General features: G+C 63.9%; 16 protein-coding genes. 4 read left to right on the top strand and 12 right to left on the bottom strand.

Translation table 11 applies throughout. The features are described 5' to 3' along the window. Positions 1-43: 43 nt before the first annotated feature. The 4 genes from ccoP to ccoN are packed head-to-tail and all read right to left on the bottom strand — an operon-like array spanning position 44 to position 3,228. Positions 44-985, bottom strand: a complete 942-nt coding sequence (gene ccoP / locus ACF8FG_RS25870) for a cytochrome-c oxidase, cbb3-type subunit III (RefSeq protein WP_076402718.1) — start codon at positions 983-985, stop codon at positions 44-46. Beyond that, positions 982-1,176, bottom strand: coding sequence for a cbb3-type cytochrome c oxidase subunit 3 (locus tag ACF8FG_RS25865; RefSeq protein WP_010955003.1), 195 nt, complete (start codon positions 1,174-1,176; stop codon positions 982-984). Before ACF8FG_RS25865 ends, ccoP begins: the two co-directional genes overlap by 4 nt. 5 nt (positions 1,177-1,181) lie before the next feature. Beyond that, positions 1,182-1,790 carry a cytochrome-c oxidase, cbb3-type subunit II gene (gene ccoO, locus ACF8FG_RS25860; protein ID WP_010955002.1) on the bottom strand — a complete coding sequence of 203 codons (609 nt, stop codon included), beginning with the start codon at positions 1,788-1,790 and terminating at the stop codon, positions 1,182-1,184. A gap of 13 nt (positions 1,791-1,803) precedes the next feature. Further along, complete coding sequence (ccoN, locus tag ACF8FG_RS25855) at positions 1,804-3,228, bottom strand: cytochrome-c oxidase, cbb3-type subunit I (RefSeq protein WP_014590230.1); 1,425 nt, start codon at positions 3,226-3,228, stop codon at positions 1,804-1,806. Positions 3,229-3,278: 50 nt separating this feature from the next. Here ccoN and ACF8FG_RS25850 point away from each other — a divergent pair, with 50 nt between their 5' ends. Continuing rightward, entirely contained in the window at positions 3,279-3,971 is a 693-nt protein-coding gene (locus ACF8FG_RS25850) for an alpha/beta family hydrolase (RefSeq protein WP_019437883.1), read from the top strand. A gap of 114 nt (positions 3,972-4,085) precedes the next feature. On the opposite strand, the gene ACF8FG_RS25845 is transcribed toward ACF8FG_RS25850, so the two are convergent. Together ACF8FG_RS25845 and ACF8FG_RS25840 are read right to left on the bottom strand one after the other, a co-directional pair. Beyond that, complete coding sequence (locus ACF8FG_RS25845; RefSeq protein WP_003254278.1) at positions 4,086-4,370, bottom strand: pyrimidine/purine nucleoside phosphorylase; 285 nt, start codon at positions 4,368-4,370, stop codon at positions 4,086-4,088. Between the two features lie 74 nt (positions 4,371-4,444). After that, positions 4,445-4,996: an exonuclease domain-containing protein gene (locus tag ACF8FG_RS25840; protein ID WP_019437882.1), complete on the bottom strand. Its 552-nt coding sequence runs from the start codon at positions 4,994-4,996 to the stop codon at positions 4,445-4,447. A 171-nt stretch (positions 4,997-5,167) separates the two neighbouring features. Here ACF8FG_RS25840 and ACF8FG_RS25835 point away from each other — a divergent pair, with 171 nt between their 5' ends. Then, positions 5,168-5,968: an ABC transporter substrate-binding protein gene (locus tag ACF8FG_RS25835; RefSeq protein ID WP_119714043.1), complete on the top strand. Its 801-nt coding sequence runs from the start codon at positions 5,168-5,170 to the stop codon at positions 5,966-5,968. Between the two features lie 63 nt (positions 5,969-6,031). After that, positions 6,032-7,045, top strand: coding sequence for a GNAT family N-acetyltransferase (locus ACF8FG_RS25830; RefSeq protein WP_014590234.1), 1,014 nt, complete (start codon positions 6,032-6,034; stop codon positions 7,043-7,045). A 227-nt stretch (positions 7,046-7,272) separates the two neighbouring features. Here the strand turns inward: ACF8FG_RS25830 and ACF8FG_RS25825 are convergent, their stop codons facing one another. Next, a complete protein-coding gene (locus tag ACF8FG_RS25825) occupies positions 7,273-7,803 on the bottom strand; it encodes an RNA polymerase factor sigma-70 (protein WP_010954997.1) in 531 nt (176 codons plus the stop codon). Positions 7,804-8,108: 305 nt separating this feature from the next. On the opposite strand from ACF8FG_RS25825, the gene ACF8FG_RS25820 reads away from it, so the two are divergent. Next, positions 8,109-21,062 (top strand): non-ribosomal peptide synthetase, encoded by a 12,954-nt coding sequence (locus tag ACF8FG_RS25820; protein WP_392519362.1) that lies wholly within the window; start codon positions 8,109-8,111, stop codon positions 21,060-21,062. A gap of 42 nt (positions 21,063-21,104) precedes the next feature. On the opposite strand, the gene ACF8FG_RS25815 is transcribed toward ACF8FG_RS25820, so the two are convergent. The 5 genes from ACF8FG_RS25815 to dsbD all read right to left on the bottom strand — a co-directional run bounded on the left by ACF8FG_RS25815 (position 21,105) and on the right by dsbD (position 26,260). Continuing rightward, positions 21,105-21,806 carry an ATP-binding cassette domain-containing protein gene (locus ACF8FG_RS25815; RefSeq protein ID WP_070383601.1) on the bottom strand — a complete coding sequence of 234 codons (702 nt, stop codon included), beginning with the start codon at positions 21,804-21,806 and terminating at the stop codon, positions 21,105-21,107. A 245-nt stretch (positions 21,807-22,051) separates the two neighbouring features. After that, entirely contained in the window at positions 22,052-22,216 is a 165-nt protein-coding gene (locus tag ACF8FG_RS25810; protein ID WP_155766697.1) for a hypothetical protein, read from the bottom strand. Between the two features lie 732 nt (positions 22,217-22,948). Then, positions 22,949-23,707, bottom strand: a complete 759-nt coding sequence (gene dsbG / locus ACF8FG_RS25805; protein WP_019437875.1) for a thiol:disulfide interchange protein DsbG — start codon at positions 23,705-23,707, stop codon at positions 22,949-22,951. Between the two features lies 1 nt (position 23,708). After that, positions 23,709-24,545 carry a TlpA disulfide reductase family protein gene (locus ACF8FG_RS25800; RefSeq protein ID WP_014590239.1) on the bottom strand — a complete coding sequence of 279 codons (837 nt, stop codon included), beginning with the start codon at positions 24,543-24,545 and terminating at the stop codon, positions 23,709-23,711. Beyond that, positions 24,545-26,260 (bottom strand): protein-disulfide reductase DsbD, encoded by a 1,716-nt coding sequence (gene dsbD / locus ACF8FG_RS25795; protein WP_019437874.1) that lies wholly within the window; start codon positions 26,258-26,260, stop codon positions 24,545-24,547. The genes ACF8FG_RS25800 and dsbD overlap by 1 nt, the downstream gene beginning before the upstream one ends. Between the last annotated feature and the right edge of the window lie 213 nt (positions 26,261-26,473).

Here is a 26,473-nt window from a genome sequence, read left to right as displayed (position 1 = left end):
GGCGGCGCTCGATCTCACAGGCGGCAAATCCCTTTCGGCGAACTCACTTGGCCGTCACAGCCTCAGCCGAACCATCCTGCGACAGGCTGTACACGTAAGCCGCCAGCAGGTGCACCTTGTCATTCCCTTGGATCTCGGCCTGCGCCGGCATTTGCCCCTGGCGACCATAACGAATGGTCTGCTGCAGCTGGGCAAAGCTCGAGCCGTAGATGAACGCCTGCGGATGGGTCAGGTTCGGAGCGCCCATGGCGGGCGTACCCTTGCCTTCCGGCCCGTGGCAGGCCACGCAGTTGGCTGCGAAGATCTTCTGCCCATTCTCCACATCGGCCTTCGCGCCCTCAGGCAGAGTGCGGCCATCGAGTTTGCTGACCACGAATGCAGCCACATCGGCCACGCCCTGGTCACCGATCACTTCGGCCCAGGCCGGCATCACGCCATGGCGACCGCCCATGATGGTGGTCTTGATGGTTTCCGGCTCGCCGCCCCAGCGCCAGTCATTGTCGGTGAGGTTGGGGAAGCCGAAGGCACCCTTGGCGTCGGAACCGTGGCACACCGAGCAGTTGGAGGCAAACAGGCGGCTGCCCATTTTCAGCGCCTGCGGGTCCTTCGCCACTTCTTCTACGGGCATGGCGGCGTATTTGGCGAAGATCGGACCGAACCTGGCATCGGCCTTATCCATTTCCTTCTGCCATTCGTTGGCGCCGGTCCAGCCATTTTCATAGCCCGGCAGGATGCCTTTCCAGTTGCCCAGGCCCGGGTAGAGGATCAGGTAGCCGACCGAGAACGCCAAGGTGCCAACGAACAGCCAGAACCACCACTTGGGCAGCGGGTTGTCGTACTCCTCGATGCCGTCGAAGCTGTGGCCCATGGTCTCGTCGGTGGTGTTGTTGCTCTGGCCCTTGCGCGTGGCGAGCAGTAGCCAGGTCAGGCCAATCAGGCTACCGATGGTCAGTACGCTGATGTACGTACTCCAGAAGGTGGTCATTGCCCGTTACTCCTTTTTGCAGCAGGCTCCTGCCCGGCAGTGGGCAGGCGGTCGTCGACGAAGGGCAGCAGGCGCGCTTCGGCGAAATCACGGTCGCGGCGGCGGTTGAAGACCCACAGGGTGAGGCCGATGAAGGCAATCATCACCACCAGGGTGCCCAGCCCGCGGATCATGCCGATGTCCATTTCCATCGCACTCACCTCTTGTTCTTGATCGCGGTGCCGAGCACCTGCAGGTAGGCGACCAGGGCATCCATCTCGGTCTTGCCTTTGACCGCTTCACGGGCGCCGGCAATGTCGTCGTCGGTGTACGGCACGCCCAGGGTGCGCAGGGTGCGCATCTTGACGTCGGTGTGGCTGTTGTCGACCGGCTGGGCAACCAGCCACGGGTAGGACGGCATCTTCGACTCCGGCACCACGTTGCGCGGGTTGTACAGGTGCGCACGGTGCCAGTCGTCCGAGTAGCGGCCACCGACCCGGGCCAGGTCCGGCCCGGTGCGCTTGGAGCCCCACAGGAACGGGTGGTCCCACACGCTTTCACCGGCTACCGAGTAGTGGCCGTAACGCTCGGTTTCGGCGCGGAACGGGCGGATCATCTGCGAGTGACAGCCCACGCAACCTTCGCGGATGTAGACATCGCGGCCTTCCAGTTGCAGCGCGGTGTAGGGCTTCATGCCTTCGACCGGTTTGTTGGTGACGTCCTGGAAGAACAGCGGGACGATCTGGGTCAGGCCGCCGATGCTGACGGCAAATACCATCAGCAGCGCCATCAGGCCGACGTTTTTCTCGATGACTTCATGTTTCATCAGGCGTTTCTCCTCAAGCCAACCGGGCGTTCGCAGGGGCGACGTCAAGCGCTGGCGAACGCACGGTGCGCCAGGTGTTCCAGGCCATCAGGAACATGCCGCTGAGGAAGATCGCGCCGCCGACGAAGCGCACGACGAAGCCTGGGTGGCTGGCCACCAGGGTTTCCACGAACGAGTAGGTGAGCGTGCCGTCGCTGTTGACCGCGCGCCACATCAGGCCCTGGGCGATGCCGTTGACCCACATCGAGGCGATGTACAGCACGGTACCAATGGTGGCCAGCCAGAAGTGCGCATTGATCAGGCCGAGGCTGTACATGCGTTCTTTGCCGAACACTTTGGGGATGGTGTGGTACAGCGCGCCGATCGAGATCATCGCTACCCAGCCGAGGGCGCCGGCGTGGACGTGGCCGATGGTCCAGTCGGTGTAGTGAGACAGGGCGTTGACCGTCTTGATGGCCATCATCGGGCCTTCGAAGGTGGACATGCCGTAGAACGCCAGCGACACCACCAGGAAGCGCAGGATCGGGTCGCTGCGCAGTTTGTGCCAGGCGCCCGACAGGGTCATCATGCCGTTGATCATGCCGCCCCAGCTGGGTGCCAGCAGGATCAGCGACATCACCATGCCCAGCGACTGCGCCCAATCGGGCAGGGCGGTGTAGTGCAGGTGGTGCGGGCCGGCCCAGATGTACAGGGTGATCAGCGCCCAGAAGTGCACGATCGACAAGCGATACGAATACACCGGCCGTTCGGCCTGCTTGGGCACGTAGTAGTACATCATCCCTAGGAAGCCTGCGGTCAGGAAGAAGCCCACCGCGTTATGGCCGTACCACCACTGCACCATGGCATCGGTGGCGCCAGCGTAGACCGAGTAGGATTTGGTCAGGCTGACCGGCAGTTCCAGGTTGTTGACGATGTGCAGCAGTGCCACGGTCAGGATGAAGGCGCCGAAGAACCAGTTGCCGACGTAGATGTGTTTGGTGTTGCGCTTCATCAGCGTGCCAAAGAACACGATGGCGTAGCCCACCCAGACGATGGTGATCAGAATGTCGATCGGCCATTCCAGTTCGGCGTATTCCTTGGAGCTGGTGTAGCCCAGCGGCAGGCTGATAGCCGCCAGCAGGATAACCAGTTGCCAGCCCCAGAACGTGAACGCGGCCAGGCCCGGTGCGAACAGGGTGGTCTGGCAGGTGCGTTGCACCGAATAATAGGAGGTGGCGAACAGTGCGCAGCCGCCGAACGCGAAGATCACCGCATTGGTATGCAGGGGGCGCAGGCGGCCGAAGCTGGTCCAGGGGAGGTCGAAGTTGAGGGACGGCCAGGCGAGCTGGGCGGCGATGAAGACGCCGAGCCCCATCCCGACGATTCCCCACACCACCGTCATGATGGCGAATTGGCGGACCACCTTGTAGTTATAGGCGGTACTGCTGGTTGTGTTCATGTATGGGTTCCCATCCACGGTTATTTGGCAGGCTTTACAGCGAGGCAAGCATGATTAATGGGCAAAGTGCCGGTATTGACGGGGATCAATGGGCGAAGGTCGCAAATGTCCCAGGCTTGCGCTGCGATCCTCCGCGGGTTGCAGGTAAAGATGACTACAAGGGGTGCCTGATTCTGGCCCATGGCGCGGGCGCGCCGATGGACAGCGAGTTCATGGACGAAATGGCGCAAAGGCTTGCGGCGCTTGGGGTAGCGGTAGTGCGCTTCGAGTTCCCGTACATGGCCGAGCGCAGGGTTACCGGTGGCAAGCGGCCGCCGAACCCGCAGAAGGTGTTGCTTGAATGCTGGCGCGAGGTGTACCGGCAAGTGCGACCTTTGGTCGCGGGCAAGCTGGCCGTGGGGGGCAAGTCCATGGGCGGGCGCATGGCGAGTCTGCTGGCCGACGAACTGGGCGCGGATGCGCTGGTGTGCCTGGGCTATCCGTTCTACGCGGTGGGTAAACCCGAGAAGCCACGGGTAGAGCACCTGGCCGAGTTGAAGACACCGACGTTGATCGTGCAGGGCGAGCGGGATGCGCTGGGTAACCGCGAGGCGGTGGCGGGGTATGCGTTGTCGCCGGCGATCGAGGTGAGCTGGCTAGTGGCGGGGGACCATGACCTGAAGCCGTTGAAGGCTTCGGGGTTCAGCCATGAGCAGCATTTGCAGGCGGCGGCTGAACGCGTTGCTGATTTTCTGAAGAACTAGTGCTGGATTCTTCGCGGGTAAACCCGCACCTACAAGGACCGCACAACATCGAAGGTCGGCTCAGCACCCTGTAGGAGCGGGTTTACCCGCGATGAGGCCGGAACAGGCCAACGCTTAGTCGCGGTATTCGCACAGGTAAGCGGTATCCACCTTCACCTGCAGCTGAAACTTGCTGTCAGCCGGCACGTTGAACTTGTCACCGGCGTTGAAGGTTTCCCAGTTGTCGCTACCTGGCAGTTTCACGGTCAGTGCACCCGATACCACATGCATGATCTCGCGCTTGGCAGTGCCGAATTCGTATTCGCCCGGAGCCATGACGCCGACAGTGGCCGGGCCTTCTTCGCCCGAGAATGCGATCGACTTGACGGTGCCGTTGAAGTACTCGTTGACCTGGAACATGGGCGACTCCTGAAAAGAGGTGCTGAAAAAGGGCTGGCCAGTATGCCCAAGCCCACAGGCGTCGTCATCTGCTTTCAGGGGCTGTTGGCGGGCAGGGTCAACGGTAATAGCCGCGCCGTGTTGCGCGCATCTTCCAGGGCCCTGTGCTGCTGCCCGCAAAAGTGCATGCCGGCCAGTTGCAGGGCGCCGTTCAGGCCGGTGGGGCGCTGCAGGTGGCGGGCCTTGGCAAAGCGTTGCTTGAGGTTGATGTGCGGCAATGTGCGCAGCAGGCTGTCGAGGCTGTGCTGTTGCCACTCCTGGTGCAGTTGCTGGCGGTCGTAGTCGCCCCAGCTGACCCAGGCCTGAAGCTGCCCGCGGTGGTGCCCCAGCCAGCGCTCGAAGCTTGCCCACACCTCGCGAAACGGCGCGGCGCTGTCCACGTCGGCCTGGCTGATGTGGGTCAGCTCACGGCAGAACGGGGTCAGCTGCGGCCGCCGCCGTGGCTTTACAAAACGCTGGAAATGGTCGACCTCGCGGCCTTCGCGGGTAACCAGGCTTGCGCCGATTTCAATGACTTCCATCTCTGTGACCGGCCACCCACCATCGTCGGTGGTGGCTTCCAGGTCGATCACCAACCAATGGCCCATACCAGGCTCCCCTGCAGATCCTGCTAGAGCGTAGCCAATGTCCGGGCATACGGCATCCTATGGCATTTTGCCGCCTGCTTTGGCACAAAGAGCAGGCGCCAGCAGTTGTGTCGCCCCTGGAAAACGCCTAGCTTAAGCGCATACAGGCATAAACCGTGATGAGTGTCCGTCTTGACTCCAGCGCCCGGCCTCAAGGCCTTGTCCACCCTGATGCTGCTGGCCGTGTTCTGGTTGGCGGCACCGGTATGGGCTGGCGAGGCGGTTGAAGTAAAGATTGGCGCAGCCCATTTCCCGCCTTACACAGTGCGCCCCGAGCAAGGTGCCGATACCGGTTTGCTGCCGCAGTTGGTCGATGCACTCAACCGGGCGCAGCAGCACTATCACTTCGTTCTGGTGCCTACGTCTATCCAGCGGCGCTTCGGTGACTTCCAGCAGGGCCGCACCGACATGGCTATTTTCGAGAACCCACAATGGGGCTGGGAGCAGATTGCTCATCAGACTGTGGACATGGGCCTGGAAGATGCCGAAGTGTTCGTCGCCCGCAAGGCAAACGGCAATGATCCGCATTATTTCGATGACCTGCGCGGCAAACGCCTTGCCTTGTTCAACGGCTACCACTACGCGTTCGCCAGCTTCAACACTGACCCGGACTACCTGCGCAAGACATACAACGCGACCCTGACCTATTCCCATGACAGCAACCTGCTGATGGTGCTGGCCGGCCGCGCCGATATTGCCCTGGTCACGCGTTCCTACCTCAGCGATTTCCTGGCACGCAACCCGGCGAGCAGGGCGCAGCTGGTGCCTTCACAACGCATTGACCAGGTCTATCACCACTACGCCTTGCTGCGCCCGGGGGCGCCTATCGGCGAGCAGTCGTTCGCTGCCCTGCTGCGTGGCCTGCGTGACAGCGGCGAACTGGCGCGCATCTTCGAGCCGTACCGTATCAAGGTGGCTGCACCGCAAGACTAAATTCCCGTGTTGCGGCAACGTTCCCTGCAGTGTGCCTTTTCTTCATTTTCGTGAGTCAAGCCCATGCCGTTCGATGCCGCTTCGCAGCCACAGTCACCGCCACGCTGGCGCAGCCTCAGTGCCGAGGAGGGCGACAGCTGGCTAAGCCTGGCCCTTGAAGGCCGCCCCCTGATCCAGTTGCGACTGGAGGCTGGCGCTTCTCTGCACGTTCACCTTGAGCGCTTTTGCCCCGAGCGCCCCTACCAAGCCTTGTGGGCCGCCTGTTATTGGTTGCTGTCGCGCGATACGGCCTGCCAGCGCCTGACCTGGCACCTGCCCGAAGTGTTGCCGCAGGCGTTGGCCAGTGGCCTGCTGCTGGCCGGTGAACAGCCTGGCCAGTACCTGTGCGAGCGCGCACTGTTCTGGCAACTGCCGCAGCCGTGGCTGGGCGAGTCGGTTGCCGGGGTATATCCGCAGCAGATGCAGATCAGCAACGGTAAGCGCCACCCGCGCCGGGCGCCCAAGCCGCGGGGCGAAGTGTACCGGCGCTTCGATGCGCGCTTGGGCAGTTGGGTATCGCTGCGTACCCTGGAGATCGAGCATGACCTGGAGCGTTTCAACCGCTGGCAGAACAACCCTCGCGTGGAGGCGTTCTGGCAGGAGGGTGGCACGCTGGCGCAGCACCGCGAATACTTGGCCAAGCTCGAAGCCGACCCGCATACGTTGACGTTGATCGGTTGTTTCGATGACGAGCCGTTTGCCTACTTCGAGGCGTACTGGGCCAAGGAGGACCGCATTGCCCCCTTCTACCCGGCCGATGACTACGACCGTGGTATCCATATGCTGGTGGGAGAGGAGAGCCACCGGGGGCCGCACAAGGTGGCCAGCTGGCTATCGGCGTTGGTGCACTACCTTTTCCTGGATGACCCGCGCACCCAGCGGGTGGTGGCCGAGCCGCGCGCCGACAATGGCAAGATGATTGGCTACATGCACGACCAATGTTTCCATTGCGACAAGGAGTTCGACTTTCCACACAAGCGGGCGGCGTTGATGATTCTGGGGCGGGAGAGGTTTTTCGATCGTTGCAAGCTGACGTAGGGGCTAGTGTGGTGTTTCACAAATAACGACCATAACTCGCGGCGCTTTTTGCACTCATGCGGCGTTGTCGCTCCTCGCCGTAGCTGGGCTACGACTCGTCGCGACGCCTTGCCTGAACGCAAAAATCGCTCGCGAGTTATTGGTCGTATTTGCAAAACACCACACTAGCGCTGCAAGCAAAAGCGAGAGCGATCCAGGTTCGCTCTCGCGTTTGCTTGAAGCTATCTTCAGGCCTGCCGACTGGCCGTCTTGCGGCAATGCACCAGTGCATCGCGGATCATGAAGTTGACCAAGGTCGGCGATACGCCCAGTTCCTTGGCAATGTCCTTCTGCGGCACGCCATTAAGGCGGTACATCTCGAAAGCATAGCGGGTGCGTGGCGGCAGTTCGTTCAAGGCCTCCGCGATGTCATTCAGCGCGGCGCGGTTGATGTGGGTGGCTTCGGGCGAGGCGTTCTGCACCACCACGTTCATGCCTTCCTCTTCACTACCGGAGTACTTCAGCTCCATCGCCTGCTTGCGATAGTGGTCGATCGCCAGGTTGCGCACGATCTGGAACAGGTAGCTCAGCTGGGCCTTGAACGATGAGGTGATCTGCGGGGCGGTGCTGAGCCGGAAAAAGGCATCCTGTACCACGTCCTCAGCCCGCGAGCGGCAGCCTGTGATGCGGGCGGCGATCTTGACCAGGATGCTGCGGTTGTCGACGAAGGCCTGCAGTAATGGTGAATCGCACTTACTTGTGGATAGTTGTTCCGCCATGGAAATCACCTTGTCACAGAGGGGAGAGGAGGCGCCCAAGGTTGGGAAGCTTCCTACGACGTGCGACAAACTATGCAAGATGATAATAATTGTCAAATGCGAAATGTAATTAGTATCTGTGGGTTTCAGTTCTAAAGCGCGGTTGGCTTTGGGGGTATGCCTTATCAACCCTTAAAGCCTGACCTGCCCGCTAATTTCTCTCCCTGCCCATCCGTTCCCCTGTGTACATCCCCGGTCGCATACGTTGCCCGCCCACGTTAGCGGAGCAGCTGTCAGACCTAACCAGACACTGGCAGGAACACCCAATGACGGACGCCTTCGAACTCCCGCTCTCGCTGGTCCAGGCCCTGGCGCAACGCGCCGCGCAGACCCCGGACAGGATTGCCCTGCGCTTTCTCGCCGACACGCCCGGTGAGCAGGCCGTGCTCAGCTACCGGGACCTCGACCAGCGTGCACGCACCATCGCCGCCGCCTTGCAGGCGCGCGCCAGCTTCGGTGACCGTGCCGTGCTGTTGTTCCCCAGCGGGCCAGATTACGTGGCGGCGTTCTTCGGCTGCCTGTATGCGGGCGTGATCGCGGTGCCGGCCTACCCGCCGGAGTCCGCGCGCCAGCAGCACCAGGAGCGTTTGCTGTCGATCATCGATGACGCCGAGCCGCGCCTGCTGCTGACCGTGGCGGCGCTGCACGACAGCCTGCAGGGCCTGGAAGCCCTGGCGGCGGACAATGTCCCCCAACTGCTGGCAGTGGATGGCTTGGACCCGGCCCTGGCTGCGAACTGGCGTGAACCCGTGCTCAAGGGCGATGACATCGCCTTCCTGCAGTACACCTCCGGCTCCACCGCGCTGCCCAAGGGCGTGCAGGTCAGCCATGGCAACCTGGTGGCCAACGAGCAACTGATCCGCCAAGGCTTTGGCATCGACCTCAACCCCGACGATGTGATCGTCAGCTGGCTACCGCTGTACCATGACATGGGCCTGATCGGCGGCCTGCTGCAGCCGATCTTCAGTGGCGTGCCTTGCGTGCTGATGTCGCCGGGGTACTTCCTGGCCCGGCCGTTGCGCTGGTTGCAGGCCATCAGCGAATACGGTGGCACCATCAGCGGCGGGCCCGACTTCGCTTATCGCCTGTGCAGCGAGCGGGTCAGCGAGGCTTCGCTGGCCGGGCTCGACCTGAGCCGCTGGCGCGTGGCCTATTCCGGCTCCGAGCCGATCCGCCAGGACAGCCTGGCCACCTTCGCCGACAAGTTCCAGGCCTGTGGCTTCGACCCGCAGAGCTTCTTCGCCAGTTATGGCCTGGCCGAAGCCACCCTGTTCGTTAGCGGCAGCCGTCGTGGCCAGGGTATCGCCGCGCTTGAGCTGGATGCCAAAGCCTTCGCCGCCAACCGCGCCGAACCCGGCACTGGCAGCGTGCTGATGAGTTGCGGCTTCCCGCAGCCGGGGCACGCGGTACGCATCGTCGAGCCGCAACAGTTGCAAGTGCTGGGCGACAACCAGGTGGGGGAAATCTGGGCAGGCGGCCCGAGCATCGCCCGGGGCTACTGGCGCAACCCAGAAGCCAGCGCTCGAACCTTCGTCGAAATGGACGGCCAGACCTGGCTGCGTACCGGCGACCTGGGCTTCATGCGTGACGGCGAGGTATTCGTCACCGGGCGTCTGAAGGACATGCTGATCGTGCGTGGGCAAAACCTGTACCCACAAGACCTGGAGAAAACCCTCGAGCGCGAAGTTCAGGTGCTGCGCAAAGGCCGGGTGGCGGTGTTCGCCGTCGAGCACCAAGGCGAGGAGGGCATCGGTGTCGCGGTGGAGATCAGCCGCAACGTGCGAAAGGCACTCAAGCCCCAGGACCTGATCAAGACCCTGCGCCAGGTCGTCGCCGACACCTGCCGACAGGCCCCGGCCGTGGTCCTGCTGCTGAACCCCGGCGCGCTGCCGAAGACCTCCAGCGGCAAGTTGCAGCGCTCTGCCTGCCGGCTGCGCATGGACGATGGCAGCCTGGACTGCTATGCCCGTTTCCCTGAGGTGAGCGAAGCCGGTACCCGTGCATCCGCTGGCGACGAGCTGCAAGCACGCATCGCCGCTGTGTGGCGCGACATCCTCAAGGTAGAGGCGGTGGCCGCGGACGACCACTTCCTGCTGCTGGGCGGTAACTCCATCGCCGCCACCCAGGCCACAGCGCGCCTGGCCGATGAGTTGGGTATCGACCTGAGCCTGCGTACCCTGTTCGAGGCGCCGGTACTGGCCGACTACAGCAAGGCCGTGGCACAGATCATCGCCGATGGCGCCGCTGGCACCGCAGCCATCACCACGCTGGAGCGCGCCCAGGCGTTGCCCCAGTCGCTGGCGCAAAACCGCTTGTGGCTGCTGTGGCAGCTGGAACCGCAATCAGCGGCCTACAACATTCCCGCCGGCTTGCACCTGCGTGGCGAGCTGGATGTCAATGCTCTGCAAGTGAGCTTCCAGGCACTGGTGGCGCGCCATGAATCGCTGCGTACTGTGTTCAGCGAAGAGAATGGCCAGGCGCTGCAGCGTATCCTGCCTCAACAGCCGTTCAGCCTGCACCGCCTGGACCTTGAAGGGCACTCGCCCGAGCAGGTCGCCGCGCTGCGGGAAACCGAGGCCCGCCAGCCGTTCGACCTCACCCAGGGCCCGCTGCTGCGGGTAACCCTGGTGCGCCTGGGCGACGAAGAGCATCAGCTGTGGGTGACCCTGCACCACATCGTTGCCGACGGCTGGTCGCTGAACATCCTGCTCGAAGAATTCGCCAAGCTGTATGCCGCTCGCTGCCAAGGCCTGGAGGCCAACCTGGCGCCGCTGCCCCTGGGGTACGCCGACTACGGCAGCTGGCAGCGGCAATGGCTGGCTGACGGTGAAGCCGAACGCCAGTTGCAGTACTGGAAGGCACACCTTGGTGGTGAGCTGCCGGCGCTCGACCTGTGCACTGACCACCCGCGCGCCAGCCAGCGCGAGCACAGCGCTGCGCGCTTCAACCTCAAGGTGCCGGCCAGGCTTGGCGAAGCGCTCAAGAGCCTTGCCCACCAGCAGCAGGCCAGCCTGTTCATGGTCCTGCTGGCAGGTTGGCAGGCGCTGCTGCAGCGCTACAGCGGCCAGGCCGATATCCGCGTCGGCGTGCCCAACGCCAACCGCCCGCGCCTGGAAACCCAAGGCATGGTCGGTTTCTTCATCAATACGCAGGCGCTGCGCGCGCAATTCGATGGCCGTCACTCGTTTACCCAGTTGCTGACCCAGGTACGACAGGCCACGTTGCAAGCCCAGGCTAATCAGGACCTGCCCTTCGAACAGCTTGTCGAAGCCCTGCCCGATGCGCGCGAACAGGGCCTGTTCCAGGTCATGTTCAACCACCAGCAACGCGACCTGTCAGCCCTGCGGCGTCTGCCGGGGCTGTTGGCCGAAGAGCTGGCGTGGCACAGCCGCGAAGCCAAGTTCGACTTGCAGTTGCACAGTGAGGAGGACCATCTGGGTCGCCTGAGCCTGGCCTTCGACTACGCCGCGGAGCTGTTCGAAGCCAGCACCGTCGAACGTCTGGCCCATCACCTGCTGGCGCTGCTGGAACAGGTGTGTGCCGCGCCGCAGCAGGCGCTGGGCGACGTGCAATTGCTGGATGAGCCCGGCCGTGCTCAGCTGCTGGGTTGGGGCCAGGCACCGGCCGCCGCAGCGCAGCACCTGTTGGTCGAACAACTCAATGAGCAGGCACGCCTGACGCCGCAGCGCACCGCCCTGGTTTGGGACGGGGGCAGCCTGGATTACGCCGGGCTGCACCAGCAAGCCAACCGCCTGGCCCACTACCTGCGTGACAAAGGCGTCGGCCCCGATACCTGTGTGGCCATTGCCATCGAGCGCTCACCGCAATTGCTGGTCGGCCTGCTAGCCATTCTCAAGGCCGGCGGTGCCTACGTGCCGCTGGATGTCGATTACCCTGCCGAACGCCTGGCCTACATGCTGGCCGACTGCGACGCCCGTTTGCTACTGAGCCACAGCAGCCTGCTGGGCAAGCTGCCGCAGGTCGACGGTGTCAGCGCCATTGCCCTCGACCAGTTGCACCTGGACAGCTGGCCCAGCCATGCCCCCGGCCTGCACCTGCACGGCGACAACCTGGCCTACGTTATCTATACCTCCGGCTCCACCGGGCAGCCCAAGGGCGTAGGCAATACCCATGCGGCGTTGGCCGAGCGCCTGCAGTGGATGCAGACGACCTATGCGCTGAATGACAGCGACGTGCTGATGCAGAAGGCGCCGATCAGTTTCGACGTCTCGGTGTGGGAATGCTTCTGGCCGCTGGTCACCGGCTGCAAGCTGGTGCTCGCCGGCCCTGGTGAACACCGCGACCCGCAGCGTATCGCTGCCCTGGTGCAGGCTTATGGGGTGACTACGCTGCACTTTGTACCGCCGCTGTTGCAGGTGTTCGTCCAGGAGCCGCAGGCGGGGGCCTGCAGTTGCTTGCGCCGGGTGTTCTCGGGTGGCGAAGCGTTGTCCGCCACGCTGCGTGACCGCGTGCTGCAGGTGCTGCCGCAGGTGCAGCTGCACAACCGGTACGGCCCGACCGAAACCGCCATCAACGTCACCCACTGGCACTGTCAGGTGGTGGACGGTGAGCGCTCGCCCATCGGCCGCCCGCTGGGCAATGTGCTGTGCCGCGTGCTGGACGATGAGCTGGAGCTGAGCGCCCCCGGTGTGCCGGGTGAACTGTACCTCGGTGGCGCGGGCCTGGCCCGTGGTTACCTGGGCCGCCCCGGCCTCACTGCCGAGCGCTTCGTACCCCAGGCCGACGGCAATGGTCAGCGTCTTTACCGCAGTGGCGATCGCGCCCGCTGGCAGGTTCAGCTGGAGGCCCTGGAATACCTTGGCCGCCTCGACCAGCAGGTCAAGGTGCGTGGTTTCCGCGTCGAGCCCGAGGAAGTGCAGGCCTGCCTGCTGGCACAGGCGGGTGTGGAACAGGCGCTGGTGTTGATACACAAGGACGCCGTTGGCGCGCAACTGGTCGGCTATTACAGTGGCAGCGCCCAGCCTGCCGAGGTGCTGGCCGTGCTGGCTGAGCAATTGCCAGCCTACATGGTGCCGGCGCAACTCATCCCCTTGGCACAGATGCCACTGGGCCCCAGCGGCAAGGTCGACCGCAAGGCACTGCCTGCCCCAGTGTGGCAGCAGCGTGAGCATGTCGAGCCACGAACCGAGCTGCAACAACAGGTCGCGGCCATCTGGCGCGACGTGTTGAATCTGCCGCGCATTGGCCTGCAGGACGACTTCTTCGCCCTTGGTGGCCACTCGTTGCTGGCTACCCAGATCGTTTCGCGCACCCGCCAGGCCTGCGATGTCGAGCTGCCGCTCAAGGCCCTGTTCGAAGCCAGCGAGCTGGGCGCCTTCTGTGCCGAGATCGCCCGCCTGCGCGCGGCCGGCGAGCGCAACCTGCAAGGTGCAATCACCCGTGTCGACCGCCGTCAGGCAGTGCCGCTGTCGTACTCGCAGCAGCGAATGTGGTTCCTCTGGCAGATGGAGCCGGACAGCCCGGCGTACAACGTCGGCGGCATGGCACGCCTGCGCGGCACCCTGCACGTGGACGCCTTCGAGCGTGCGCTGCAGGCGCTGATCGTGCGTCACGAAACCTTGCGCACCACGTTCCCCAGCATCGACGGCGTGCCGTACCAGTGCGTGGCCGAAGACAGCGGCCTGCATCTGGACTGGCAAGACTTCAGCGCTTTGTCAGACGCTGCCTGCCAGCAACGTTTGCAACAACTGGCCGACGACCAGGCGCACCAGCCCTTCGACCTGGAGCGGGGTCCGCTGCTGCGCGCCTGCCTGGTCAAGGCCAACGAGCGCGAGCACTTCTTTGTGCTGACGCTGCACCACATCGTCACCGAAGGCTGGGCCATGGACATCTTCGCCCGCGAGCTGGGCGAGCTGTACGAAGCCTTTGTCGATGACCGCGAGTCGCCACTGGCGCCGCTGCCGGTGCAGTACCTGGACTACAGCGTGTGGCAACGGCAATGGCTGGAAAGCGGCGAGGGCGCTCGACAACTGGCCTACTGGAAGCATCGCCTGGGCGACGAGCACCCGGTGCTGGCGTTGCCTGCCGACCGCCCGCGTCCGGCAGTCCAGAGTCACCGTGGCGAGCTGTACCGCTTCGAACTCGATCCGGCACTGGTGGCCCGCGTGCATGCTTTCAATAGCCAGCGCGGCCTGACCCTGTTCATGACCATGACCGCCACCCTGGCCGCCTTGCTGCACCGCTACAGCGGCCAGCGCGACCTGCGTATCGGCGCGCCGGTGGCCAACCGCATCCGCCCGGAAAGCGAAGGCCTGATCGGCGCTTTCCTCAACACCCAGGTGCTGCGCTGCGAGCTGGACGGCCAGATGACCGCCAGCGCGCTGCTGGAGCAGATTCGCCAGGCTGCCATCGAAGGCCAGTCGCACCAGGACCTGCCGTTCGACCAACTGGTAGAGGCCCTGCAGCCCCCACGCAGCAGTGCCTACAACCCGCTGTTCCAGGTGATGTGCAACGTGCAGCGCTGGGCATTCCAGCAAAGCCGCACGCTGGCCGGCATGCAGGTGGATTACCTGGTCAACGATGCCAGCGCCACCAAGTTCGACCTTTACCTGGAGGTGACCGACCTGGACGGCCGGCTGGGCTGCTGCCTGACCTACAGCCGCGACCTGTTCGACGCGCCGCGTATCGCGCGCATGGCCGAGCACTGGCAACAACTGCTGGTCGGTTTGCTCGACAACCCGCAACACCGCCTGTGCGAACTGCCAATGCTGAGCAGTGCCGAGCGACAAGTGCTTACAGGCCAATTGCAGGGCGAACACGATTTCGACCTTGGCCAGACCCTCCACGGTCTGTTCGCCGCCCAGGCCGCGCGCACGCCACAGGCTGGCGCGTTGACCTTCGCCGGCCAGCACTTGACCTACGCCGAGCTCGACCAGCAGGCCAACCGTCTGGCGCGTGCCCTGCGCGAACGGGGTGTCGGCCCGCAGGTGCGCGTGGGCCTGGCGCTGGAGCGCTCGCTGGAAATGGTCGTCGGCCTGCTGGCCATCCTCAAGGCCGGCGGCGCCTATGTACCGCTCGACCCCGAGTACCCGCTCGACCGCCTGCGCTACATGATCGAAGACAGCCGCATCGGCTTGCTGCTCAGCCAGCGTGCGCTGCTGCACACCCTGGGCGAGCTGCCTGAAGGCGTGGCCAGCTGGAGCCTGGAAGACGATGCCGCCAGCCTGGCGGCCTACAGCGATGCGCCGCTGGACAACCTCAGCCTGCCGCAGCACCAGGCTTACCTGATCTACACCTCAGGCTCCACCGGCAAACCCAAGGGCGTGGTGGTCAGCCATGGCGAGTTCGCCATGCACTGCCAGGCGGTGATCGCTGCATTCGGCATGCGCAGCGATGACTGCGAGCTGCATTTCTATTCGATCAACTTCGACGCTGCCAGCGAGCGACTGTGGGTGCCGCTGTTGTGTGGTGCGCGTGTGGTGCTGCGCGCCCAGGGGCAGTGGGGCGCCGAGGACATCTGCCAGTTGGTGCGCGAGCAGCAGGTAAGCATTCTGGGCTTTACCCCCAGCTACGGCAGCCAGCTGGCGCAGTACCTGGGCGGGCGGGGCGAACAATTGCCGGTACGCCTGGTGATTACCGGGGGCGAAGCGCTGACCGGCGAGCACCTGCAACGCATCCGCCAGGCCTTTGCACCGCAGCAGTGCTTCAATGCCTACGGCCCGACCGAAACCGTGGTCATGCCGCTGGCGTGCCTGGCGCCAGACGCGTTGCCAGCAGACCTTGGCAGCGTACCGATCGGCCGCGTCATCGGTAGCCGTACGGCCTATATCCTCGACGAGGATCTGGCCTTGTTGCCGCAAGGCGGCATTGGCGAACTGTATGTCGGCGGCGCCGGCCTGGCCCAGGGTTATCACGACCGGCCAGGCCTCACTGCCGAGCGCTTTGTCGCCGACCCGTTCAGTGCCAAAGGCGGGCGCCTGTACCGTACCGGAGACCTGGTACGCCTGGGTACCGATGGCCTGGTGGAGTATGTCGGCCGTGCCGACCAGCAGGTGAAGATCCGCGGCTTCCGCATCGAACTGGGCGAAATCGAGAGCCGCTTGCAGGCGCACCACGATGTCGACGAGGCCGTTGTGTTGGCGCTGGACTTGCCGGGCGGCAAGCAGTTGGTGGGCTATCTGGTGTGCAGGCAGGCCACCGCCAGTAGCGACGCGCAACAACTGCTGCGCGAAGCGGTGAAAGCCGATGCCCGCCAGCACCTGCCCGACTACATGGTGCCTGCGCACCTGGTGCTGCTCGATAGCCTGCCGCTGATGGGCAACGGCAAGCTCGACCGCCGTGCGCTGCCGCTGCCGGACCTTGAGCAGGCGCGGCAGCAATACCAGTCCCCTGGCAATGAGGTGGAAGCACAGCTGGCGCAGATCTGGCGCGAGGTGCTCAACGTTGCCCGGGTCGGCGTGCAGGACAACTTCTTCGAGCTGGGGGGCGACTCGATCCTGTCGATTCAGGTGGTCAGCCGCGCCCGGCAGGCCGGCTTGCAATTCACGCCGCGCGACCTGTTCCAGCATCAGACCATCCAGACCCTGGCAGCTGTGGTTCAGCTCAGCGAAGCCGTGAGCACGGTGGAGCAGGGACTGCGCCAGGGCCAGGCCGGGTTGACGCCGATCCAGCACTGGTTCTTCGACAGTGACGTGCCACAGCCGCAACACTGGAACCAGGCCGTGCTGCTGGAGGTGCGCCACCCCTTGGTTGAGGCCACCCTTGAACAGGCGTTGGCTGCGCTGGTGCAGCACCATGACAGCCTGCGTCTGCGCTTCAGCGACGCCCAGGGCCGCTGGCAGGCCCAGTACGTGCAGCCTGGCGCCGAGCAACTTCTTTGGAGCGCCACTGTCGCCGATTTCAATGATTGTCAGGCACTCTACACCGACGTGCAGCGCAGCCTGGACCTGCAACAGGGGCCGCTGCTGCGCGCCTTGCTGGTGCGTGACGGGCAGGGCACTCAGCGGTTGCTGCTGGCGATTCATCACCTGGTGGTTGATGGCGTGTCCTGGCGGGTGCTGCTGGAAGACCTGCAGGCGCTGTACCGTGGCCAGCCTCTGCCGGCCAAGACCCACGCCGTCGGCGACTGGGCCGCGCGCCTGGCCAGCTACGCCGGCAGCGATTCGCTGCGTGACGAACTGGCCTGGTGGCAAGGCCAGCTGGGCGGTGTGCGTCGCGAATTGCCGTGCGACCATCCGCAGGGCGGCAACTTGCATCGCCATGCTCAAACCCTGGCCATCGGCCTGGACGTGGAGCAAACCCGACAGCTGTTGCAACTGGCCCCGGCGGCTTACCACACCCAGGTCAACGACCTGCTGTTGACTGCACTGGCGCGGGCCTTGTGCCGCTGGAGCGGCGATGAAGAAGTGCTGGTGCAGCTCGAAGGCCATGGCCGTGACGGGCTGTTCGAAGACATGGACCTGACCCGCAGCGTCGGCTGGTTCACCAATGCCTACCCATTGAGCCTGCGTCCGCTGCCAGGTGAAGACGACGCGGCGCGGGCCGGTTCGATCAAGCGCATCAAGGAACAACTGCGCCATGTACCGCACAAGGGCCTGGGCTACGGCGTACTGCGCTACCTGGCGGATGCCGCCGGGCGCGAGCAGATGGCGGCCTTGCCGCAGGCGCGCATCACCTTCAACTACCTGGGCCAGTTCGACCAGCAGTTCGACAGTGCGGCCTTGTTCCAGCCCCTGGAGGCACCGGCCGGGTTGGCGCATGACCTCGATGCGCCGTTGCCCAACTGGGTGAGCGTCGATGGCCAGGTGTATGGCGGTGCTCTGCAACTGCGCTGGACCTTCAGCGCCGAGCGCTACGATCAGCAGACCATCGCGGGTCTGGCCGAGGCCTATCGTCAGGAGCTGCTGGCGCTGGTCGCGCATTGCCTGGCCGATGGCAATGGCAGCTTCACCCCATCGGACTTCCCGCTGGCGCACCTGACTCAGGAGCAGATCGACGCATTGCCGGTACCGGCCGCGCAGATCGAGGACGTTTACCCGCTGACGCCGATGCAGGAAGGCATGCTGCTGCACACCCTGCTGGAGCCGGGCACTGGCCTGTACTACATGCAGGACCGCTACCGCATCAACAGCGCCCTCGACCCCGAGCGTTTCGCCCAGGCCTGGCAGGCCGTGGTGGCGCGCCACGAAGCGTTGCGCGCCTCGTTCAGCTGGAACAGCGGCGAGGCGATGCTGCAGATCATCCACAAGCCGGGCAACCTGGCGGTGGACTACCAGGACTGGCGCGGCCTTGCTGAGGATGCCCAGGAGCAGCGCCTGCAGGCCCAGCACAAGCAGGAGCGCGAGGCCGGCTTTGCCTTGCTCAGCGAAGCACCGTTCCACCTGCGCCTGGTGCGCGTGGCCGATGAACGCTACTGGTTCATGATGAGCAACCACCACATCCTTATCGATGCCTGGTGCCGCTCGCTGTTGATGAACGATTTCTTCGAGGTCTACCAGGCCCTTGGCGAAGGCCGTCAGGCCCAACTGCCGGTGCCACCGCGTTACCGCGATTACATCGGTTGGCTGCAGCGCCAGGGCCTGGACGATGCACGCGCCTGGTGGCAGGCCAACCTGGCTGGCTTCGAACGTGCCACAGCCATCCCGAGCGACCGCCCGCTGCGCCATGACCACGCCGGTAGCGGCATGGTCGTCGGCGACTGCTACACCCGCCTGGAGGTGAGTGATGGTGTGCGTCTGCGCGAACTGGCCCAGGCTCATCAGCTCACCGTCAACACCTTCGCCCAGGCGGCCTGGGCCTTGGTGTTGGCGCGTTACAGCGGCGACCGCGATGTGGCCTTTGGCGTGACCGTGGCCGGGCGCCCGGTGAGCATGCCGCAGATGCAGCGCACCGTTGGCCTGTTCATCAACAGCGTGGCCCTGCGCGTGCAGTTGCCCATCGCTGGTGAGCGCTGCAGCGTACGCCAGTGGCTGCAGGGCCTGCTGCAAAGCAACATGGAACTGCGCGAGTACGAATACCTGCCGCTGGTGGCGATCCAGGCGTGCAGCGAGCTGCCCAAGGGCCAGCCGCTGTTCGACAGCCTGTTCGTGTTCGAGAATGCGCCGGTTGAAACCGCCGTGCTCGATCACGCCCAGCACCTGAACGCCAGCTCCGACTCGGGCCGTACCCACACCAACTTCCCGCTGACGGCGGTGTGCTACCCGGGTGATGACCTGGGCCTGCACCTGTCGTTCGACCAGCGCTACTTTGACTACCCGACCGTCGAGCGCCTGCTGGCCGAATTCAAGCGCCTGCTGCTGGCGCTGGTACAAGGCTTTGAAGGGGAGGTGAGCGAGCTACCGTTGCTGAGCGCCCAGGAGCAAGGCTTCCTGCTGGAGGATTGCAACCGGACCGAGCGGGTTTATCCGCTGGAACAGAGCTACATCGCGCAGTTCGAAGCGCAGGTCGTGGCGCATCCACAGCGTACCGTGGCCCGCTGCCTGGAGGCGTCCTACGATTACGCCGGGCTGAACCTGGCGGCCAACCGCCTGGGCCATGCGCTGGTGGCTGCCGGGGTCTGCGTGGACCAGCCAGTGGCACTGCTTGCCGAGCGTGGGTTGCCGCTGCTGGGCATGATTGTCGGCAGCTTCAAGGCCGGCGCCGGCTACCTGCCGCTGGACCCGGGCCTGCCGGCGGCGCGCCTGCAAAGCATCATCCAGCTCAGCCGCACGCCAGTGTTGGTGTGCAGCGCGGCCTGCGCCGAGCAGGGGCGGCAGTTGCTCGGTGAGCTGGAGGCTGCGCTGCGGCCGCAACTGCTGGTCTGGGAGGACGTCCAGGCCAACCCGATCGCAAGCCACAACCCGGGCATCCACAGTGGCCCGGACAACCTCGCCTATGTGATCTACACCTCAGGCTCGACCGGCCTGCCGAAAGGGGTGATGGTCGAGCAGCGCGGCATGCTCAACAACCAGCTGAGCAAGGTGCCTTACCTGGCGCTGAGCGAGCAGGACGTGATCGCCCAGACCGCCTCGCAAAGCTTCGACATCTCGGTCTGGCAGTTCCTGGCTGCGCCGCTGTTCGGCGCCAAGGTAGAGATCGTGCCTAACGCCATCGCCCACGACCCGCAGGGCCTGCTGGCGCACGTGCAGGCCACCGGCATCACCGTGCTGGAGAGCGTGCCGTCCCTGATCCAGGGCATGCTGGCCAGCGACCACCAGGCCCTCGACGGCCTGCGCTGGATGCTGCCGACCGGCGAGGCCATGCCACCGGAGCTGGCGGCGCAGTGGCTGCAGCGCTACCCGCAGATCGGCCTGGTCAATGCCTATGGGCCGGCGGAGTGCTCGGATGACGTGGCGTTCTTCCGCGTCGATGCCGCCTCGACCCAAGGCAGCTACCTGCCAATCGGCACGCCCACCGATAACAACCGGCTGTACCTGTTCGGCGAGGACCAGGCACTGGTGCCGCTGGGTGCGGTGGGCGAGCTGTGCGTGGCTGGCACGGGTGTAGGCCGTGGCTACGTCGGTGACCCGGTGCGCACGGCGCTGGCGTTCATCCCTCACCCTTACGGGGCGCCGGGCGAACGCCTGTACCGCACTGGCGACCTGGCGCGGCAACGCCCGGACGGTGTGCTGGAGTACGTCGGGCGCATCGACCATCAGGTGAAGATTCGCGGCTATCGCATCGAGCTGGGCGAAATCGAGGCCCGGCTGCATGAGCAGGCGGAAATTCGCGATGCCGCCGTGGCGGTGCAGGAGGGCGTGAACGGCAAGCATCTGGTTGGCTACCTGGTAGCGCACCAGGGCGTCAGTGCCGATGCCGCGTTGCTGGAGCAGGTCAAGCAACGACTGCGTGCAGAGTTGCCGGAGTACATGGTGCCGTTGCATTGGGGCTGGTTCGACAGCTTGCCGCACAACGCCAACGGCAAGCTCGACCGCAAGGCCTTGCCAGCCATCGACATCGGCGGCCAGTACAGTCAGGCCTATCAGGCGCCACGCAATGAATTGGAGGACGTGTTGGCGGGTATTTGGGCCGATGTGCTCAAAGCCGAGCGGGTGGGGGTGCACGACAACTTCTTCGAGCTGGGCGGGCATTCGCTGCTGGCCACGCAGATCGCTTCGCGGGTGCAGAAGCAGCTACAGCTGAACGTGCCGCTGCGGGCGATGTTCGAGTGCAGCACGGTGGAGGCGTTGGCCGAGTATGTTCAGGGGCTGCAGGGCAGTGCGCTGGATGATGACAAGGTCGACCGGCTCAGTGACCTGATGGCGGAGCTGGAGGGGTTGTGATGGGCAGGGGCGCCTGGCGCCCCCTCTCGATGGCCACGGTACTTAGACCGAAGCATTGATAAAGGCTTCATCCAGCGATTTGGCACGGTGGCGTTCCATGAACTGTCCACCACTGTCAAACGCTTCCAGTCGTTTGTTTGCGAGCATATAAAAGCGCTGGCAGTTTCTCGTGATTTCCTCTGTGTAATGAGAAGATATCAGCACGCTCGCACCTTCCGCGCACGCGCTTTTTATACCGAGCCATATATAATGTCGAAATTCAGGGTCTACGCCAGCCGTTGGCTCGTCAAGAATGATCAAGTCACTGTTTAAAAGCAACAAGGTCAGCGTGAAGTAGCTACGAATTTCACCGTAGCTGCAATTGGCGGCTTTTTTCTTGGCGATTTCTGCATATCGCTTGGACAGTGACGGGGACCATTTGGCTAGTTTCGAGAGAATCTCTGTGTGATCTGGGGAAGCGTTGGGGGTCAGGCTGGTGATAAGCTTGCCCGCTTCGTTCATACGCAGTAATGGGGGCGGTGTAAGGATTTGCGTCAAATAGGCCTGACGCCTGGATAAATTGGAAATGGCACCTTTTGCCGGTTTCTTTATTTTACAGATGAGGTCGAAAAGGGTTGTCTTTCCGGCCCCGTTGTTGCCCAGAATGCCGACCAGTTCCCCCGCTTTTATAGTGAGTTCAATGTCGTTCAGCAGCGGGTTTCCGCTGTATCCGAAGTGAAGGTTGTTTATAGTTAAAATGTCCATCAGTATCGGCTCCATATGGGTTGGATTCTGAAATACCTTCCGGTCAGGTATGTCGAGGCTGCAGAGGCCGAAAGTGCAATCAGGAAACTGCTGAGAAGGGGCATTTCGCCATGGAAGATCTGCGCGCTTAGAAAGAGCGGGTTGATCAGCGTTAGCGCCTGCGAAGCATCGTTGGCTGGGTAACGATGAAGAGTATGCAGGGGGCCAGTGCTGACCAAAGAAGCGATGTGGGCTCCCTCAAGTGCTCAGTGGTCAAGATTTTTGTGATGCTCGTGATTTTTTGTGCGCTGCGGATACAGTGGTTTGGATTCATGAGTAGACCATTTTGGTGTCATGGTTGCGGTGTTATTTGATTTCGCAGTGAGTGTAGAAGCCAATGCCATGAGGGTAATGCCATATTGATTTTCCATGAGTGTCTCCTGGTTGTTGGTGTGGTCTGAAATGTATGGGTATGGAGGTTTAGGCGTTCGGCGGTTTCAAGTCAATCTTTCGGTGGGGATGGCGTGGCTGGACGTGATATTGGAATGTTCGGTTTAAAGCTATTTTTGTGGGAAAATTCTTCAGAATGGTCTTGCTTAAACCTGATAGTGTTTTTTTGGGGTTTATTTTTTCTTCTAATTGTGTAAGAAGTTTCTGTTTTTGATGCTCGAACGCTCTGTTGTGAGCGTCCGAGAGTTCTTTGTTGTGCGTGTGTGTAGGATTTGAATAAGGGAAGCAAGCAAACGATGTTTAACGACAGGGTGTGCCGAATAATTGTTTCCAGATATGTTGAGTGGCAGATTTAAATCTGCGCGAGGTAGATTTGCCCGGCTGGGAGACTTAATGCTTGCGTAAGAACGGCCTGCGCCCAATCACCAATGTGTCTCCACTCCCGATCAGCGTAGGAGCGGGTTTACCCGCGAATACAATGGCGGCGGCAACGGTGAACGGCTGGTGGAAATTGGCCAGCAGGTCCGGCCCTTTCGCGGGTAAACCCGCTCCTACACCCGACCGCGCAGGCCTTGCGATCACGGGCCTGGCGCAAAACCCAGCCGTTAGCGCGAGCCCCGTAGGAGCGGGTTCACCCGCGAACACCGGCGTAGCCGGAGCCATGCCCCGCGTCACCTGCTTCGCGGCGCTCGATCTGTGCCCCACCACATGCACTAGCGCTTGCCAAGAATCTTCCCCAGCATCTCCGGCCGTGGTGCCCCTTGCTGGCTTTGCAGGTTGCCTTGCTCATCCTGATAGAAAATGGCCGGGGTCGCCTGCAACCCCATCTCTTCCATCAACGCCATGTTCGCCGCCAGCTTCTGTTGCACAGCCTCTGGCACCTGTTCCAGCGCCTTCAGGGTGCTGGCCTTGCCGGCCTTCTCATGCTGTTGCAGTGCCTTGGCCGGGTCTTTCGCTGCCAGCAGCGCCGCCGACTTGCCCGGGCTGTCTTCGCGGATGATGCCGACCATGATATGGCGCAACTGCACCTTGCCCGACTCCACCCATGGCCGCGCCTGTTCCCAGAACATGTTGCAGTACGGGCAGTTCGGGTCGCTGAACAGGTACACCTTGCGCGGCGCATCGGCCTTGCCGTCGGCGATCCACGCGGTTTTTTCCATTTTCGCCCAGATTTCCTGGCTCATCGGCGCGTATACCAGCTTTTGCAGCGGCTCGGCGCTCAGGTCTTTGCCCTGTTCGTCGAACAGGCTGCCGACCAGTACATGCTTGCCGTCAGGGGTCAGGTACAGGGCCAGGGCGTTGTTCTGGTACTCGGCGGCATAACCGCGCAGGCCGTTGGGCGCATCGAAGCTGCCCTTGATCACGGCGCCCTTAGCTTGCAGCTGCTGAACCGCCTTGGGCAGTTCTTCGGCCTGCAGGGCAGGGGCGGCCAGCAGGGCCAGGGACAGGGGCAGCAGTGCAGTCAATCGCATGTCAGTTTCCTTGTGCGGCAGGGGCGGGCGCAATGGCCCGGTCGAAAGGTTCCAGGGCGTGGCGCAGGCTGGCCCGGGACAGTTCGCCCAGGTGGCTGCCGACCAGCCGCCCGTTGGCGTCGTAGAACAGGGTGGTGGGCAAGGCCATGGAGCCGACACGCTGGGCCAGCAGGCCGGTGCCGTCGAACAGCACGTGGGTCAGGCTCAGGCCGGTGGTGGCGAGGAAGGTGCTGACGTTTTCCGGGGTCTCGCCCTGGTTGACGAACAGGAAGGTCACGTGCGGGTAAGCGCTTTGTGCCTGTTGCAGCACTGGCATCTCACGCCGACACGGTGGGCACCAGGTGGCCCAGATGTTGATGACCAGCGGCTTGCCGCGGTAGCTGTGCAATGCCACGGCCTGGCCGCCAGCGTTGCGCAGGCTCAGTTCGGGCAGCTCGGTGCCTTTGCTGTACAGGTGGCCACCCAGGCTGGCCAGGCCCCAGAACAGTGCGCCGCTGAACAGCGCCCAGCCTAGCGGGCGGCGCAGGCCGGGGTGGCGCCAGCTTTGCCACAGGGCTCCGAGCACGATGCCGGCAAGGCCCGACCAGAACAGGAAGCCGCCGTCACGGATGTCGATGATTTGCAGGGGGTCGTCCCGGTACATCGGCCAGTAGGCCAGTACGAAGCCGGCGCGGGCACACAGCAGGCCGATCAGGAACAGGTTGAACAGCGCCGATTCCGGGCTCTCGCCACCACGTCGGGCGACCCACCAGCCGACCACGCTGGCGATCACCAGGGCGGTGAGCATCAGCAGGTGGTTGAGGGCCATGGTCAGTGGCCCGAGTGTTACGGTCAGCATCAGCCTTGGCTCCTGGTCTGGATCCAGTGTTGCTGGAACGCTGCTGCGTCCACCTCACCGGTGATGCGCCGCGCGCGGCGTTCTTCGCCTTCCGGGCCGATCCAGATGATGCTGGGCGGGCCGGGTACTTGGTAGCGCTGCAGCAGGGCTTTGCTGGCGGGGCTGTCGGCGGTCACGTCCAGGCGCAGCAGGTGCACGCCGGCCAGGCCGGTCTGCACGTCGCTGCGGGCGAACACCTGTTTTTCCATGACTTTGCACGACACGCACCAGTCGGCATAGTAGTCGAGCATCACCCACTGGCCGCGGGCTTTGGCCGCGTCCAGCTCACGTTGCAGGTCCTCGGGGCGGCTGACGGTGACGAAGCTGTCCTCGGCATGCTGGCCAGCGGCCGCTGTGCTGCCACCCCCGGTGAACGGGCGTAGTGGCTGCCAGAGGTCGTCGCCGCCTGCTGCCGCACCGACCAGCAACAGGCCGCCCCACAGGGCGCCCAACAGCGGTACGGCGCGCAACGCCGGCAGCCGCTGCAGGGCCGGCCAGGCAGCCCAGGCCAGGGCGATCAGCCAGGCGCCGCTCAGTGCCAGCAGCAAGGTAGCAGGCAGCAGGCTGCGCACGGTGTACAGCGCCATGGCCAGGAACACGAAACCGAACACACCCTTGACCCGGTTCATCCACGCACCCGGGCGCGGCAGATAACGGTTGCCCAGGGTTACCAGCAACAGCAGCGGCACGCCCATGCCCAGGCCGAGGCTGAACAGCACCAGCGCGCCTTGCAGTACGTCACCGCTCTGCGCGATGTACAGCAGCGCACCGGCCAACGGCGCAGTCATGCACGGGCCGAGCAACAGGCCGGACAATGCCCCGAGCAGTGCCGCGCCGTACAGGTTGCCGCCACGGGTACCTTGCCCGGCGCGGTCCAGGCGGTCGCGCAGGGCGGCAGGCAGTTGCAGTTCGAAGACGCCGAACATCGGCAGGGCCAGCAGCACGAACAGCCCCGCCAGGCTGCCCAGCAGCCAGGGTTGCTGCAGCCAGGCCTGCAGGCTGGCACCCAGCAGGGCAGCAACCACCCCCAGCCCGGCGTACACCAGGGCCATGCTCAGCACATAGACCCCGGCCAGCAGCCAGCCGCGCCGGGCACTGGCGCCATTGCCCAGCACCAGCCCGGCAAGGATCGGCAGCATCGGCAACGAGCAGGGGGTGAAGGCCAGCAGCAGCCCAAGGCCGAAGAACGCCAGCAGGCTCCAGGCCAGGTGGCCTTGCTGAAGGCCGCTGGCCAGGGCCTGGTCGCTGGCTTGCTCGGCGGCAGGCGTTACGCTGCCACCCAAGTCGATCGAGGTGGTTTGCGGCGGGTAGCACAGACCGGCATCGGCACAGCCCTGCCAGCCCAGGCGCAACTGACCCTGGGCGTTGGCAGGCAATAGCAGTTCAAGCTGGTCGCGGTACACCGCGCTGTCGCCGAAGAACTCGTCGTGATGGTTGAGTGCCGGTGGCAGTTGCGGGTGTTGCTCGGTGGGCAGGCCATCGAACTTCAGGCGCTTCTGGTACAGGTAGTAGCCCGGCTTGATCTGGAAGTACAGGCGCATCTGGCCGTCGGCCTGGCGGTCGTGGGTGAGCACGAAGGCTTGGTCAACCGGCAGGAAGTCTGGTTTCACATCGAACGGGTTGGCTTGCAACGGGCCGGCCAGTAGGAGTGTGAGGAAGAGCAGGAGAACGCGCATGTCTTCGCCTTGGCAGATCTGGGAGTGGGGCCATGCTGACCGGGGTTGATTAAATGAAGGTTAACGCGGGTGTTGGGGTTGGGAGTGGGTCAGGAGTAGTAAGAGTTTGCTCTGGGTTTGCAGGGTCTTCGTTGTTGGATTTTCGAGGGGGGCGGCGTTGGAATTTTGAGGGGACCGCGTTGGAATTTTGAGGTGTTTGCCGGGGGATTTTCA

It is taken from the genome of Pseudomonas sp. YQ_6, assembly GCF_043103245.1.
Taxonomy (GTDB): domain Bacteria; phylum Pseudomonadota; class Gammaproteobacteria; order Pseudomonadales; family Pseudomonadaceae; genus Aquipseudomonas; species Aquipseudomonas alloputida.
This window is presented reverse-complemented; position numbering and strand designations above follow the sequence as displayed.